Source organism: Bradyrhizobium sp. NAS80.1 (assembly GCF_001908205.1).
Classification (GTDB): Bacteria; Pseudomonadota; Alphaproteobacteria; order Rhizobiales; family Xanthobacteraceae; genus Bradyrhizobium.
In genome coordinates this window covers 156,768-171,542 of sequence record NZ_LGHL01000048.1, presented here as the reverse complement: position 1 = coordinate 171,542, position 14,775 = coordinate 156,768, and the positions used below count along the sequence as shown (strand labels likewise).

14 protein-coding genes are annotated in these 14,775 nt (G+C 63.2%); 12 read left to right on the top strand and 2 right to left on the bottom strand.

Features of this window, described 5'->3' with window-relative positions; all coding sequences use genetic code 11:
- Positions 1 to 27 precede the first annotated feature (27 nt).
- From AC629_RS12765 to AC629_RS12735, 7 genes are read left to right on the top strand one after another with little or no spacing between them, the layout of a single operon-like run.
- Positions 28 to 1,338 carry an ABC transporter substrate-binding protein gene (locus tag AC629_RS12765; RefSeq protein WP_084805146.1) on the top strand — a complete coding sequence of 437 codons (1,311 nt, stop codon included), beginning with the start codon at positions 28 to 30 and terminating at the stop codon, positions 1,336 to 1,338.
- Positions 1,339 to 1,353: 15 nt separating this feature from the next.
- Positions 1,354 to 2,121 carry an ABC transporter ATP-binding protein gene (locus AC629_RS12760; protein ID WP_084805096.1) on the top strand — a complete coding sequence of 256 codons (768 nt, stop codon included), beginning with the start codon at positions 1,354 to 1,356 and terminating at the stop codon, positions 2,119 to 2,121.
- Between the two features lie 3 nt (positions 2,122 to 2,124).
- On the top strand, positions 2,125 to 2,829 hold the full coding sequence (locus AC629_RS12755; RefSeq protein WP_084805095.1) for an ABC transporter ATP-binding protein: 705 nt from the start codon (positions 2,125 to 2,127) through the stop codon (positions 2,827 to 2,829).
- A 12-nt stretch (positions 2,830 to 2,841) separates the two neighbouring features.
- Positions 2,842 to 3,723, top strand: a complete 882-nt coding sequence (locus AC629_RS12750; RefSeq protein ID WP_084805094.1) for a branched-chain amino acid ABC transporter permease — start codon at positions 2,842 to 2,844, stop codon at positions 3,721 to 3,723.
- Positions 3,720 to 4,739: a branched-chain amino acid ABC transporter permease gene (locus AC629_RS12745; protein ID WP_084805093.1), complete on the top strand. Its 1,020-nt coding sequence runs from the start codon at positions 3,720 to 3,722 to the stop codon at positions 4,737 to 4,739. Before AC629_RS12750 ends, AC629_RS12745 begins: the two co-directional genes overlap by 4 nt.
- On the top strand, positions 4,699 to 5,640 hold the full coding sequence (locus AC629_RS12740; protein ID WP_084805092.1) for a polyphosphate kinase 2 family protein: 942 nt from the start codon (positions 4,699 to 4,701) through the stop codon (positions 5,638 to 5,640). The genes AC629_RS12745 and AC629_RS12740 overlap by 41 nt, the downstream gene beginning before the upstream one ends.
- A complete protein-coding gene (locus AC629_RS12735) occupies positions 5,640 to 5,969 on the top strand; it encodes a DUF3551 domain-containing protein (protein WP_084805091.1) in 330 nt (109 codons plus the stop codon). The genes AC629_RS12740 and AC629_RS12735 overlap by 1 nt, the downstream gene beginning before the upstream one ends.
- A gap of 169 nt (positions 5,970 to 6,138) precedes the next feature.
- Here AC629_RS12735 and AC629_RS12730 read toward each other — a convergent pair whose 3' ends face one another.
- The gene (locus AC629_RS12730; protein ID WP_084805090.1) at positions 6,139 to 7,029 is read right to left on the bottom strand and encodes an MBL fold metallo-hydrolase; all 891 of its coding nucleotides are present in this window, start codon (positions 7,027 to 7,029) and stop codon (positions 6,139 to 6,141) included.
- A gap of 755 nt (positions 7,030 to 7,784) precedes the next feature.
- Between AC629_RS12730 and AC629_RS12725 the strand changes: the two genes are divergently transcribed.
- The 5 genes from AC629_RS12725 (at position 7,785) to AC629_RS46725 (ending at position 14,417) form a co-directional block, all read left to right on the top strand.
- On the top strand, positions 7,785 to 10,124 hold the full coding sequence (locus tag AC629_RS12725; protein WP_084805089.1) for a mechanosensitive ion channel domain-containing protein: 2,340 nt from the start codon (positions 7,785 to 7,787) through the stop codon (positions 10,122 to 10,124).
- 104 nt (positions 10,125 to 10,228) lie between these two features.
- A complete protein-coding gene (locus tag AC629_RS12720) occupies positions 10,229 to 11,227 on the top strand; it encodes a tripartite tricarboxylate transporter substrate-binding protein (protein ID WP_084805145.1) in 999 nt (332 codons plus the stop codon).
- Between the two features lie 372 nt (positions 11,228 to 11,599).
- On the top strand, positions 11,600 to 13,195 hold the full coding sequence (locus tag AC629_RS12715; RefSeq protein ID WP_084805088.1) for an NAD-dependent malic enzyme: 1,596 nt from the start codon (positions 11,600 to 11,602) through the stop codon (positions 13,193 to 13,195).
- Between the two features lie 426 nt (positions 13,196 to 13,621).
- Positions 13,622 to 14,146, top strand: coding sequence for a septal ring lytic transglycosylase RlpA family protein (locus AC629_RS12710; RefSeq protein ID WP_084805087.1), 525 nt, complete (start codon positions 13,622 to 13,624; stop codon positions 14,144 to 14,146).
- A 115-nt stretch (positions 14,147 to 14,261) separates the two neighbouring features.
- The gene (locus AC629_RS46725; RefSeq protein WP_014493103.1) at positions 14,262 to 14,417 is read left to right on the top strand and encodes a hypothetical protein; all 156 of its coding nucleotides are present in this window, start codon (positions 14,262 to 14,264) and stop codon (positions 14,415 to 14,417) included.
- 5 nt (positions 14,418 to 14,422) lie between these two features.
- On the opposite strand, the gene AC629_RS12705 is transcribed toward AC629_RS46725, so the two are convergent.
- Positions 14,423 to 14,728, bottom strand: coding sequence for a hypothetical protein (locus AC629_RS12705; protein ID WP_084805086.1), 306 nt, complete (start codon positions 14,726 to 14,728; stop codon positions 14,423 to 14,425).
- Between the last annotated feature and the right edge of the window lie 47 nt (positions 14,729 to 14,775).

The following is a 14,775-nucleotide window of genomic DNA, read 5'->3' as shown; positions in this document are numbered from 1 at the left end:
AATGCACAATCGTTCAGGGAGGTTTTGATGCGCTTGCGCATGGCTGCCCGCGTGGTGTGTGGGCTGATGGTCGCGGTTGCGACAACGGGTCTGGCGATGTCCGCCCAGGCTCAGGACAAGAAGATCAAGATCGGCGTTATTTTTGACCTGACCGGCCCGCTCGCCGGCGGCGGATCCGAGCTCGAATATATCGGCACCAAGATCATCCTCGACCAGTTCAGTAAGATCGGCGTCGAGGGTTACAAGGTCGAGGCTGTCTACGCCGATGCCCAGAGCAAGCCTGACGTCGCCATCAACGAATCCGTCCGCCTGCTCGAGCAGGAGAAGGTGGACATGGTGCTCGGCTTCTTCTCCTCCGCGCAATGCGTGCCGGTCGCGGCCCGCGTCGAGCAGCTGAAGAAGTTCATGTGGATGACGACCTGCATCTCGTCCGCCGTCTTCGCCGACAAGAACTACAAGTACGTCTTCCGTCCGCAGGCGAGCGGCGACCAGTTCGGTGCGATGACGATGGATTTCATCGCGCAGAACGCCAAGACGAAGCTGGGCAAGGAGCCGAAGGACCTCCGCGTCGCCATCATCCACGAGGACGGCTCCTACGGCGTCGACGTCTCCAAGGGCAATGAGGCCGGCGCGAGGAAGGCCGGCTTCAACGTGGTGCTGAAGGAGGGTTATTCGGCGACCGCACCGGATCTCTCCGCGCTGGTGACCAAGCTCAAGCGCGCCAAGCCCGACGTGATCTTCCACACCGGCTACAATCCCGACATCACGCTTCTGCTCCGCCAGGCCCGCGAGCAGGGCCTGAAGTTCGCAGCTCTCGTCGGTCATGGCGCCGGCTACGGCGTCTATGAGAAGCTCAAGGAAGGGATGGGCACTGACGCGAACTACATCTTCAACACCGACCCGATCTCGATCTGGCTCGCCAACCAGAAGACGATGGATCCGAAGCTCGCGCCGGTCATCAAGATGGTCGGCGAGGAATTCGACAAGATCAAGCCGGGCGTAGCAATCCGCTCCGCGCATGTCGGCATCGGCGCATCCAACACCTATGTCTTCATGAACGACGTGCTGCCGCGCGCGATCAAGAAATATGGCGGGGTCGATCCTGACGCGTTGCGCAAGGCGGCGCTCGACACCGACATCCCCGAAGGCGGCACCATGCTCGGCTTCGGCGTGAAGTTCTATGGCGAGGGCACGCCCATGGCCGGGCAGAACGAGCGCTCGTTCCCGGTCGTGATCCAGTATATCGACGACAAGTCCTCTGTGGTGTGGCCCAAGAGCCAGGCGCAGCGCGAGGCCGTGCTGCCGCTGCCGAAGGGCACCACCTACAGCAACCAGTAGCGGCGGAGTGTTCCGGTGTTGGAGGTCAGCGGGCTGGTGAAGCGGTTTGGTGGCTTCACCGCCGTCAACAACGTTTCGTTTCGGGTCGATCAGGGCGAGATCCTCGGCCTGATCGGCCCTAACGGCTCGGGCAAGAGCACGATCTTCAACATGCTCTCCGGCACGCTGGCACCGAGCTCCGGCTCAATCCTGTTCGGCGGCTCAGAGATCGCGGGCCTTGCCCCGCATCGGATCATCAACAGCGGCATCGGCCGTACCTTTCAGATCCCGCGGCCGTTCCGGCGACTGACCATCTTCGAGAACGTCGCGCTCGCAGGCTTCTACGGCCAGGGTCGACACAGCCGCGTCAAGGCGGAGGAGGCAGCCGAGCGTTCGCTGGCCATGGTCGGCCTGCCGACCGATCGCCACGCCAGCGTCGACGGCCTGGGCGCGGCCGGCCTGAAGAAGCTCGAACTCGCGAAAGCGCTCGCCACCGCGCCCAAATTGCTGCTCGCCGATGAGAGCCTCGGCGGCCTCGATGAGGCCGAGATGGACCAGGCGGCCGACATGCTGCGCAACATCCGCGACGAACTCGGCATCACAATCATCTGGGTCGAGCACATCATGGGCGTGCTGATGCGCGTCGTCGACCGCGTCATGGTGCTGGATCACGGCGAGAAGATCTCTGAGGGACTACCGAGCGCGGTTGCCGGTGATCCGCGCGTGATCGAGGTCTATCTCGGAACCGATGCGGAGATCACGCAGGCCGCGGCCGCCGAAGCGCGCCGCCGCGCGGGGGGCTAGACAATGCTGGAGCTCCGCGCCGTCAATGCCGGCTATGGCACGTTCCAGGCCCTGTTCGACATCAATCTCGACGTGAGGGCCGGCGAGGCCGTCGGCGTCATTGGTCCCAACGGCGCCGGCAAGACCACCCTGATGCGCGTGATCTCCGGCCTGATCCGTCCCTCGCGCGGGTCGATCAGGATGGAGGACGCCAGCGTCGTGGCGACGCCGCCGCACAAGATTGTCAGCCTCGGGATCGCGCATGTGCCGGAGAACCGGCGGCTGTTTCCACAGCTCTCGGTCGACGACAATCTCAAGATGGGCGCCTTCATGAAGGAGGCCCGAGGCCACTATGCCGAGCGGCTGGATGTCGTGTTCGACCTGTTCCCACGCCTGAAGGAGCGCCGCCACCAGATGGCCGGCACCATGTCCGGCGGCGAGCAGCAGATGTGCGCGATCGGCCGCGCCCTGATGTCGAATCCAAAGCTCCTGCTGCTCGACGAACCCTCGGCCGGGCTGGCGCCGGTCGTGGTGCAGCAGGTGTTCGAGCTGGTGAGGCGGATCCGCGCCAGCGGGCTGACTGTGCTGATCGTCGAGCAGAACGTGCAGCAGGTGCTGCGGGTGGTCGACCGCGCCTATCTGATCGAGGCGGGTACGATCAGGGCCTCCGGCACCTCTGCCGAGATGCTGGCGAACGACACGGTCAAGGAAGCGTATCTCGGGGTGTAGGGGCATGCAGGAATGCAAGCATTTTTGGACATTTTCGACATCTACCTGCTGGAGGCCGTGATCAACGGCATCCTGCTCGGGGGCGTGTTGGCGCTCCTTGCGCTCGGGCTCAACTTGATCTTCGGCGTCATCGACGTGACCTGGATCTGCTACGCCGAACTCGTGATGATCGGCATGTATGCCATGTATTTCATGGTTCAGTACTACGGCATCAGCTACTTCATCGCCGCGCCGCTCACGATCCTTCTGGTCGCGGTGCTCGGCGCAGCGCTGCACTACCTCGTGATCGCGCCACTGCTGACCGCGCCACCGATCAACCAGTTGCTCGCGACCGGCGGCGTGCTGATCGTGCTCCAGAGCTTTGCCACCGTCGCCTTCGGCATCGACTTCCGCAATCTCGGCATCCGCCTGCCGGTGCTCGCCTTCGGCGACATGAATTTCAGTTACGCGCGGCTGCTCTCGTTCCTGGCGGCGCTGGTCGGCATGGTCGCGGTCTACCTGTTCATGACGCGCACGTTCACCGGCACCGCCATCCGCGCCATCTCGCAGGACCGGCAGATCATGGCGCTGATGGGCGTCGATACGAAGCGGATCTATCTCATCACGTCGGCGCTCGGCGGCGCGCTGGCCGGGCTCGCGGCCTGCCTGCTGGTGCTGCAATATGACGTGCACCCCTTCGTCGGTCTTTCCTTCGGGCCGATCACCTTCCTCATTTGCGTGCTTGGTGGCCTCGGCAATTTCGTCGGCGGCTTCGTCGCCTCCTTCGTCTTCGCCGAGATCATCTCGCTCGGTGGCCTGTTCTCCGATCTCGAATGGGGCTATGTGCTCGCCTTCGCCTTCTTCATCGTCATGATGTTCATCCGGCCCGCGGGCCTCTTGGCGAGGCGCCGATGATGGGGCAGGGACGGCTTGCTGCATGGGCGCTGGGACTGGCGGCGCTGGTCGCGCTGCCCTTCGTCTATCGCGATCCTTATCATCTGCACATTCTGGTGCTGATCCTGATCTGGTCGTTCGCCTATACGTCCTGGTCGATGATGGGGCGCTTCGGCCTCGTCTCGCTCGGCCATGGCGGATTCATGGGGATCGGAGCCTATGTCACCGCGCTGCTCTGGAATCATCTCGGGCTGACGCCCTGGATCGGCATTCCCCTCAGCATGGTCGCGGCCGGCGCGCTCGCGCTGGTCGTCGGCTACCCCTGTTTCCGCTTCCGCATCACCGGGCACTATTTCGTGCTGGTGACGCTGGCGCTCTCCGGCATCGTGCTTCAGGTCATCACCGCAACGCGCGACTACACCGGCGGCTCCCTCGGCTATACGCCGAACCGGGCCTCGGGCAGCAAGCTGCTGGCGTTGCAATTCGACGACAAGACGACCTGGTACCTGATCGCGCTGGGGGTATGGCTTGCGGGCATCCTGGTCTGGCACTGGGTCGATCGCAGCATGGCGCGCTATGCGCTGGAGGCGATCTCGGAGGACGAGGATGCCGCGGCCGCCGCCGGTGTCGACGTCACGGCCGAGAAGCTGAAGATCACGCTGCTCAGTGCGCTGATGACGGCCCTGGCAGGCGCTATCTACTGCCAGTATCAGATGTTCATCACGCCCGACACGGTCAGCGGCATCGCCGTGTCCCTTCAGATGGTGTTCGCGGCCATCGTCGGCGGGCTCTTCGTCTCGCTCGGCCCGACCGTCGGTGCTGTCATCACCATTTTGCTGGCCGAGACCTTGCGCATCGGCTTCGGCACCAAGGCGGTCGGCTGGGACAACCTCGTCTACGGCGTGCTGCTCGTCCTCTTCATCATATTCCTTCCCAAGGGTATCCTTGGTAGCTTGCTCGACCGGTTGAAGCCGCAACGCAAGGTGCCTCGCGCTCATGAACAAGAAGCCGTCCAAATCGCTCGCCCAGGAACTTGACCGCTACATCACGCCATTCCGTTACGACGGATCCGGCAAGTTTCACCTCAAGGACCACAAGACCAACGAGAAGGGCGACCTCGATAAGGAGAAGGCGCTGGAGATACTCGACACCAACAAGAAGCGGCTGATCGAGTTTCAGGAGAAGCTTTACGCCCAGGATCGCTGGTCGCTCCTGATTGTACTTCAGGCCATGGACGCCGGTGGCAAGGATTCTGCGATCAAGGCAATCTTCGAGGGCATCAATCCGCAGGGCTGCGAGGTACATGCCTTCAAGGCGCCGAGTACCAAGGAGCTCCACCACGACTTCCTCTGGCGGCACGTGATCGCGCTGCCGGAGCGCGGCCATATCGGTATCTTCAATCGCTCCCACTACGAGGAATGCCTGGTGACGCGCGTGCATCCGGAGATCCTCGCCAAGGAGAAGTTGCCGCCAAAACTTGTGACCAAGAACATCTGGAAGGAGCGGTTCGAGGACATCTCGGCCTTCGAGCGCTACCTCTGCCGCAATGGTACCGTCGTGCTGAAATTCTTCCTCAATGTCTCCAAGGACGAGCAGCGCGAGCGCTTTCTCGAGCGACTGGAGAATCCGTCCAAGCAGTGGAAGTTTTCCATGGACGACATCAAGGAACGCGCACTGTGGCCGCGCTATCAGGCGGTCTATCAGGACATCGTCCGGCACACGTCAACGCCTCATTCGCCCTGGTACATCGTGCCGGCTGACCACAAATGGTTCGCACGCGTCGTGATCGGCTCCGTAATCAATGCGGCGCTCGAAAAGCTCGACTTGCGCTTCCCCCGCGCGGACAAGGCGTCGCTGGAGGAATTCAATGAGGTCCGCAAGGCGCTTGAGCGTGAAGGGAAGGGGGGGCGGGAAGCGGTAATGTGGCGCGCGGCTTGATGCCGGGCATTGACCGGGATCGGAGTTGCTCTACGGTCGATCCGCCAAGCATTATTTCCGGATTCGAGGTTGCCGTGCTGAAGTCTGTTCTTGCCATGTCCGCATTTGTCGCGCTCGTGATGAGTGCGTCCGTGTGCGCCCAGACCTACGATCCGCGCTCTCCGGTCTGCCTGCACGTTTTCGGCGAGCTCGAAGGCGAGCGGATGGATTGCATCTTCGCCTCCTTCGCCCAGTGCCAGGCCTCCGCATCGGGTCGGCCGGCGACCTGCCTGATGAATCCCTATTTCGCGCAAGCGCAGTCGTCGAGGACGGGACGGCGCGTTCGCTAAGCTGATTATCGCCTTTACCTCGCCCGGCTTGCGGGGGGAGGTCGGATCGCATCGAAGATGCAATCCGGGTGAGGGGGACTCTCCGCGAGTCCGTCTGCTACCATTTTGGCGGATGGGCCCCTCACCCCAGCCCTCTCCCCGTAAGAACGGGCAGAGGGAGAATGGCCCCTCAATAACCGCGGCCCCACCAGTAGCAGAGGCGCTCCACATTGGCGGGAAGGCTCGCCTCGTAGTTCGCCCACTTCTCGTATTTCGGAAGCTTCACTTCCTTCATCGCTGTGTCGAAGCACTTGCCGGCATCGGCGGCCTTCTTCACCTCGGCGGAGAGGTCTTCCATGTAGGCGATGTCGTCTTCGATGTCCTTTTTGGTGCCGAGGCGGCCACCGGCATAGGGATGGCCTGGGATCATCCGCTCCCAGTCGAGCGACGCTAGCTTCTTCAGGGAGGCAATATATTCCACTGGCGAGGCGTTGTCGGGAATGTTGCGAAACTGGACGGACTCGATCGGCGCGAAGTCCACGACGAAGACTATCTTCTCCTTCGGAAGCCGCATCACCAGCGAATTGTCGGAATGGTTGCGGCCGACATAGTTCAGCTCCAGCGTGGTGCCGCCGAGCGTGATGCTCTTCTTGTCATCGACCACCTGGTCCGGCAGCACGACATCCGCGAGCAGCGAATTCTGCTTCTTCAACTCGAGCAGGCGCTCCTTGGCCCGGCGATGGGCAATGAAGGTGGCGCCGAGATCCTTGAACGGCTGGCCGCCGGCGATGTGATCGTAATGGTGGTGGCTGTAGATGACGTATTTGATCGGCCTGTCGGTGACGGCCTTGATCGCGTCGATATAGGGCTTTGCAGGACACAAATACGAGATCGGGTCGGTCACGATCACGCCTTGCGGGGTCACGATGAACATCGACTGATGGCCGCCATAGCGGAAGATGTAGACGTTCTCGGTGCCGTCGACCTTTTTGGTCGAAGTCTGCGGCGGATTTTGCGCGGTGGCGGATCCAAGCCCCGCAACGAAAGCGGCGAGCGCGGTGAGGCAAATCGATATCTTCATCTTTTGACTTTCCGGAAATGAACGAGAGCGGGAGAAGTGATGGCTATACTCGCCATCACAAACGCTGCCTGGAAGACTTTATTCCGCAGCATTGAGTCGCAGGGCCATCCAGGCACGATAAATCCTGTCGCAGTGCGCAGCTGCTTAAGGAACTCGCGCGTTCATTTGTGATCTTCAGGCCATTGATCCCGCTTGACAGTTTTGTGTCACAGGAGGAGCATCCGGGTGGTCGCAAACAAGCGACGCGTAATGTCCATCTCATGAGCAAGGGGAGGTCTATGACGCCACCTCCGCAAATCCAGCCGCGTTGATTGCGATGGAGCTCGTTCGGACTATCGCATAGCGGCGGAAAACCGCGAACGGCACGCCGGGACAAGGTTTAGTGGGCCGCATCAGTGAGGCAAGGCCCCTACCTTCCCGGCGCTGTATTCTGACACGCTGAGTGTGTCGGATGGCCGCGATGAGGCCACGGGGCGCCTCTGAGATCCTGCTTTTCCTCTCCTCCTCCTCGCCGTCATTCCGGGCCGAATCCTGGAATGACGGCAGAGGTCTTCTGCGCGGTATTCCAGTCCGTGGTTCTTCCGGGCTGAGCTCGCGGTTCCCGTTCGCGCACCGCGGCAAATGCCAAGAGAATGTCGTCTCGGTGGCCAACTTCCGACACAGGATCGGGGCGAATAACTGCGGTCCGACATGACGCAGTGCTTCGGCGGCGAACGTCCCGACTCCGACAGCGCGTTTATTTTCAGGGAATCCTCGTGTCGCATAAGCTGGCTTCTGCGCTTCTCGCAGCGCTCTTCCTCGCCATCTCATCTTTGTCCGGCGCCTATGCCGAGCCGTCCGCGCCGGCCGCCAATGGAGCGGCCGCACTGTCGTCCGACCAGGCCAAGCGCGCGCTGGAGACGCTGCAGGACGACAAGAAGCGCGCGCAGATGATCGACACGTTGCGCGCGATCGCGAACGCGTCCGGTCCGCAGCAGATCGCCACGCCCGCGCCCGAGCAGAAATCGCCGATCCCGCTCTCGGCCGATGGTCTCGGCGCGCAACTCCTGCTCACCGTGTCCGAACAGATTGGCGAGATCTCGCGCGAGATCGCCGATGTGGCGCGGACGCTCACGCACTTCCCAACCTTCTATTACTGGATCGTGCGGACCGCCAATGATCCGGCGGCTTACAACCTCCTGATCGAGATCGCCTGGAAGCTCGCGCTGGTGTTCGGCTGCGCCTTCAGTGCGGAGTGGGTGGTCTTCCGGGTGATCCGGCGTCCGGTCGCCTTCCTCGAAGGGCGCATGCCGCAAACCGCGCGCCTGCCGGTGCAGGCGCTGCCGATTGCCGATCCGCCGTCGTCAGTGGCCGACGTGACGCCCGCGCCTGAACTGCAAAAGCGCCGCCATAGTCTAGCACGGGCGTTGCAGCTGCTGTTGCGGCTGCCCTTCGTGCTCGGGCGCCTCGTGCTCGAACTGCTTCCGGTGTTCGTCTTTGTCGGCTTGGCAACCGCCTTGCTCGGAACGGAGATCGGCGATCCCGCAACCGTCCGCCTCGTGATCCTCGCGGTCGTCAATGCCTATGCGTTCTCGCGCGGACTCATCTGTGTGGTCCGTTCGCTCGCGGGTCCATTCGGCCTGTTTCCGGTACGCGCCGAGACTGCGGCCTATGTCGAGATCTGGGCGCGCCGCATTGTCGGCGTCGGCGTGTCCGGCATCGCCTTCGCCAATGTGGCGCTGCTGCTCGGTCTGCATCGCGCCGGCTACGCCGCGCTGTTGCGGATGGTGATGCTTGTCGTGCATCTCTTCGTCGTCGTCATCATCTTGCAGTGCCGCCGTCAGGTCGCCGAGGCCATCCGCGCGCCGGCCGACCGGCAGGGGATCGCGGCCCGTCTGCGCAACCGCATCGCCGGCGGCTGGCACTATCTCGCCATCGCGCTCGATCTCGCGCTGTGGGCGGTCTGGGCGCTCAACATCCGCAACGGCTATTCGCTTCTGTTGCAATATTTCGTGGGCACCGTCGTGGTCGCGCTGATCACCCGCGTCGCCATCATGGTGACGCTCGGCCTGATCGACCGCGGCTTCCGCATCAAGCCGGAGATCCTCCAGCGTTTTCCCGGCCTGGAGACCCGCGCCAACCGCTATCTGCCGTTGCTACGCAAGATCGTATCTAGCGTGATCGCCTTCATCGGTTTCGTCGCCGTGCTCGAGGTCTGGGGCGTGGACGCCGTCGTCTGGTTCTATGGCGGCCAGATTGGCGGCCGGCTGATCTCGGCTGTGGTGACTATCGGCATCGCCGTATTCATTGCTGCAGCGATCTGGGAAGCCAGTAATGCGCTCCTGGACCGCCAGATCAATACGCTGTCACGCGATGGGCACTACGCCCGTGCCGCGCGCCTGCGCACCTTCCAGCCGATGTTGCGAACGGCGCTTCTCTGCCTGATCGCTACGGTCGTCGGGCTCACTGCGCTGAGCGAGATCGGCGTCAATGTTGCGCCGCTGCTCGCGGGCGCCGGCATCATCGGTATCGCCATCGGCTTCGGCTCGCAGAAGCTGGTGCAGGACCTCATCACCGGCCTCTTTTTGCTGCTGGAGAACACAGTTCAGGTTGGTGATAACGTCAGCGTTTCCGGACTTTCCGGCGTGGTCGAGAACGTCTCGATCCGCACCATTCGGCTCCGCGCCGGCGACGGCGCCGTGCACATCGTACCTTTCAGCGCGGTGACGACCATCACCAATGCCAGTCGCGGCGCCGGCAATGCATCCGTCAGCGTCAATGTTGCCTACAAGGAGGACACCGACCGCGCCGGCCAGATCCTCAAGGACATCGTCGAGGAGATGCGCCGCGAGCCGGAATTCCGCGCGGCGATCCGCGGCGACCTCGATCTATGGGGCATCGACAAGGTCGACGGCGCGATGGTGTCGATCGTCGGCCAGATCCGCTGCACCGAGGCCGGCCGCTGGCCGGTCCAGCGCGAATTCAACCGTCGCATGAAGCTGCGCTTCCAGCAGAACGGCATCGAGGTCGCGTCCCCGGTCCAGACCATCTTGATGCAGATCGCGCCGCCGGCTGATAGCTCGGTCAATCTGGCGCCGCGGCGGGCGGCTGGATAGTCCCTTCGCAAAAATTCCAGCTTGCCTCTGCTCGCCCGGCAGGGTTCACTCCGGCTCCAGTCCGCTGACAAGATGCGGGCGGCAAAAGGGGTGGGGAGAGAATGATGCGGGGGCTGTGGGCCGGGTTGCGCGGCCTTGTGATCGTCATTTGCGCGTTGTTCGGATCTGCGGTGTGGACTGCAGCGGCGAGCGCACAACCGTTTCCATCGCGTCCCATCACCCTCGTGGTGCCGTTCGCAGCGGGCGGCCCGACCGATACGCTGGCGCGGATCCTGTCTGAGCGGATCGCCGCCGAGCTGCACACGACGGTCGTGGTCGAGAACGTGGCGGGCGCCTCCGGCAGCATCGCCGGTGCCCGCGTGGCGCGCGCAACGCCTGACGGCACGACCATCACGATCGGCCATTGGGGCACGCATGTGCTGAATGGCGCGATCTTCAAGCTGCCCTATGACGTGCTCGCCGATTTCGAGCCGGTCGCGACGATCGCGATGGGCACGCAGCTCATCGTCGGCCGGAAGGCCCTCGGGGCCAACAATCTCAAAGAGCTGATCACCTGGCTGAAGGCCAACCCCGGCAAGGCCACCGCCGGCACGGCCGGTGCCGGTACAGGCGCCCATGTCGCTGGCGTCTTCTTCAAGGAGAAGACCGGCACCGACTTCCAGTTTGTGCCTTATCGCGGCGCCGGGCCCGCCATGATCGATCTCGTCGCAGGCCAGATCGATATCATGTTCGACCAGGCGTCGAACTCGCTGCCACAATACAAGAACGGCGCGATCAAGGCGTTCGCGGTGACGTCGCCGACGCGGCTCGCATCCGCGCCTGATATTCCGACGGTCGACGAGGCGGGCCTGCCCGGCCTCCACATCTCCTACTGGCACGGCATCTGGGCACCGAAGAACACGCCGAAGGACATCGTCGCAAAGCTCAACGCGGCCATTGTCACTGTGCTTGCCGACCCCTCGGTCAAGCAGCGCTCTGCCGAATTGGGACAGGAGATTCCGCCACCGGATCAGCAGACGCCCGCGGCGCTTGCGCGCTTCCAGAAGGCAGAGACCGAGAAATGGTGGCCGATCGTGAAGGCTGCCGACATCAAGCCGGAATAGCTGTCTCACATGCACTCTTCCTCATCCTGAGGAGCCCGCGAAAGCGGGCGTCTCGAAGGATGGCTGCGGGCGAGGGGCCTTCATGGTTCTCCCGGCGATGCGAAGCATCGTCCGGAGACGCGCGTTCCGCGCTCCTCACCATGAGGGGTGGAAGCCTCGCGGCGTTAACCTTTTGTCGCGCTCAACCCGCGGTTCGTTGCGAAATTCGCTGCGGTGCGAGATCACAATCGATGCACGAGATTCTACGTTCTTGATCTCAGCTGAGCGCTGGCCGACAATGTTTGCCCTTCAATAAGAAACTCCCTGGGGGAATCCGTGAATAGACCTGCTCCGGTCAACGCCCATTTGACACCATCCGATCCTACGCACGGCATGACGTTGCTGCGCGATCCCCTGCTCAACAAGGGCACCGCCTTCACGGAAGCGGAGCGCGACACGCTCGGCTTGCGAGGCCTGCTGCCGCCTTGCGTTCTGACGATGGAGACCCAGGTCGAGCGCGTGCTTACCAATCTGCGCACGCTTCCGACCGATCTCGAAAAATACGTCGCGCTGAACGCGCTGCATGACCGCAACGAGGCGCTGTTCTTCCGCGTTGTCGTCGACAATATCGACGAGATCCAGCCGATCATCTACACGCCGACGGTCGGGCTCGCCTGCCAGAAATACGGCCTGATCTTCCAGCGGCCGCGCGGCATGTTCATCTCCTCGCGCGATCGCGGGCAGATCGCGGAGATTCTGAAGAACTGGCCCTATCCGGCCAAGCTGATCGTCGTGACCGACGGCGAGCGCATCCTTGGCCTCGGCGATCTCGGCGCCAACGGCATGGGCATTCCGGTCGGCAAGCTCTCGCTTTATTCCGCCTGCGCAGGCGTGCATCCCGAATTGTGCCTGCCGATCGTGCTCGACGTAGGCACCAACAATGAAGAGCTCCTGAACGATCCCTATTATCTCGGCCTGCGTGAGCGGCGGCTCACGGGCGCGGCCTATGACAGCTTCGTCGACGAATTCATGCAGGCCGCGCGAAAGACCTTTCCGGGCGTGCTGATCCAGTTCGAGGATTTCGCCAATCACTCGGCATTCAAGCTGCTGCACAAATATCGCGATGAGACTTGCGTCTTCAACGACGACATCCAGGGCACTGCGGCGGTTGCGCTCGCCGGCCTGTTCTCGGCGCTGCGCGTATCCGGCGGCAAGCTGAGGGACCAGCGCATCCTGTTCCTCGGCGCGGGCGAGGCGGCGACCGGCATCGCGGATCTCGTGGTCTCCGCCATGTTGGCCGAGGGCGCCTCGGAGGCAGAGGCGCTCCGGCGCAACTGGCTGGTGGATTCCCGCGGCCTTGTCGTCAGCGGCCGCGAGGGCCTCTCCGGCCACAAGCTCCGCTATGCGCATGCCGGCCAGGCGCCAATCGCCGACTTCCTCACCGCGATCAAGACGCTGAAGCCGACAGCGATCATCGGTGTCGCCGCGGTTGGCGGCGCCTTCACGCCCGATGTGCTCAAGGCGATGGCCGAGCTCAACGAACAACCGATCGTGTTCGCGCTCTCCAACCCGACCTCGAAGGCCGAATGCTCGGCCGAGGATGCCTACCGCTACACCGAGGGCCGCGCGCTGTTCGCCTGCGGCAGCCCCTATGACCCGGTGAAGCTGAGTGGCCGTACCTTCGTGCCTCGCCAGGGCAACAACTCCTACATCTTCCCCGGCGTCGGCCTCGGCGTCATTGCGAGTGGCTCGCGCCTGGTGACGGACGAGATGTTCATGGCGGCCGCCCATACGCTCGCCGATTGCGTCGGCAAGGAGGATCTGGATCAAGGCAGCCTCTATCCGGCGCTGCCCCGTATCCGCGAGGTCTCGGCCCGCATCGCCGCCGCTGTCGCAGACGTCGCCTATCAGCGTGGGCTGGCCGACGGCCCGGCGCCCAACGACGTGAAGGGCCTGGTCCAGTCGCAGATGTACGAGCCGCATTACTAACCTCGCCAAGCCCGAACGGCGTGGTTAGTGCGCTGATATTCCCACATCGTCATGGCCGGGCTTGTCCCGGCCATCCACGATGGCACGAAGAACGTGGATGCCCGGGACAAGCAATGACAGGCCCCGGGCATGACGACCTCTCAAGCTCTCACATTATTTGATCAGCGGGTGGCCGGCCCGATCGCGATTAGGTCAGCACAGCGATACCATTTCAGGTGGGTCACCGAAGCTCAGCCAGACGCGCGCCCGATCGTCTGGCGCGTCGCAGGGTGATTTTTTCCAGAGTCTGTCCCAATTCAGGACACGCACTGTGGTGGAATCGTCACAGCTGATGTGAAACGGCCGCAGCCTCAGGCCCGCTTTTGTTCCGACAAGGTTCTGCCCCGATTAACCACCGAAACTCAGGGTTGTTCGGAGGGGCGTACCATGTCTCACATTACGCATACCGAAAGTGCCTGGATTTCCCTCGCAACCCTGAGCCGATTGCTGCTTGCCATCATCGGTGCCGCTTCGCTCGCCGCGTGCGCGCAATCGCCGGTCGGCCGCCAGAGGGCCGATCTCGCCGTCACAAGCCGGCAGGCCGCCGTGCAGCGGCCCCACCGAGTAGCGCACCTGCACCCGCGGCCGAACAACCGTGTGCGTGTCGCTCATCGTGCCGGAGACGCAAGGCAAGCCGCTGCAAATGGCGTTGCCAGCTTCTACTCGGATACGAAGACCGCGAGCGGCGAGAAGTTCGACAAGAACGAATTGACCGCGGCCCATCCCACCCTGCCGTTCGGCACAAAGCTGCGGGTCACTGATGTCTCCTCCGGCCGCTTCGTGACAGTCAGGGTCAACGATCGCGGGCCCTATGTTCGCGGACGCGTCGTCGACATCTCTCCTTCCGCGGCCGCGGAGCTCGGCATGGTCGACAAGGGCGTCGCCAATGTCAGGCTCGACGTCGTCCAATAGTCTGCGGTTCTTCGAATTGAGGCGCCGCGCTTAACCGGCTGTTAGTCGCTCTGGCGCACCATGGATGCCCGAACACATCGGGGCTTCAATTCGGGGCCTTTCGGGGAGGCGGCGCTTGAACACGATCCAGTATCTCGAAGATCAGGCCGCACGCGCCGAGCGGCTTGCCAAACGGATCACGGATACGCTGACGATCGAAAAGCTCCTGACCTTCGCCGGCGAACGCCGCCGCGAGATCGAAGTCATCGCCGGCAAGTACCGGCGCGCCTAATCCGCTCAGGTGTGGCTCTCGACGAAATCGCTGAGATAATCGGGCAGCGTCACGCCGTCTATGTCGCAGCGCGTCCGGATTTCACCGGCGACATCGGTCGAAATGTCCTTCATCCAATGTTCGAGCGTGTTGAACGATATCACCTTGATGGGGTCGTTGAAGCAGCCGGCGACGAGTTCGCCGATCGTGGCTTCGAGGTCGCTGCGCTCGATCCGGATTTCAGTAGCGTCGTCGCGGCGGTCGATCACCACGAACAGGGTCTGATCTGCGCCATAGGGCACGATCGGGGAAGGGGCTCCGGCTTCAAGCATCGAAAGGACTCACGCCTTGGCTTCCGATCCCGGTTAACGGGAAGAAC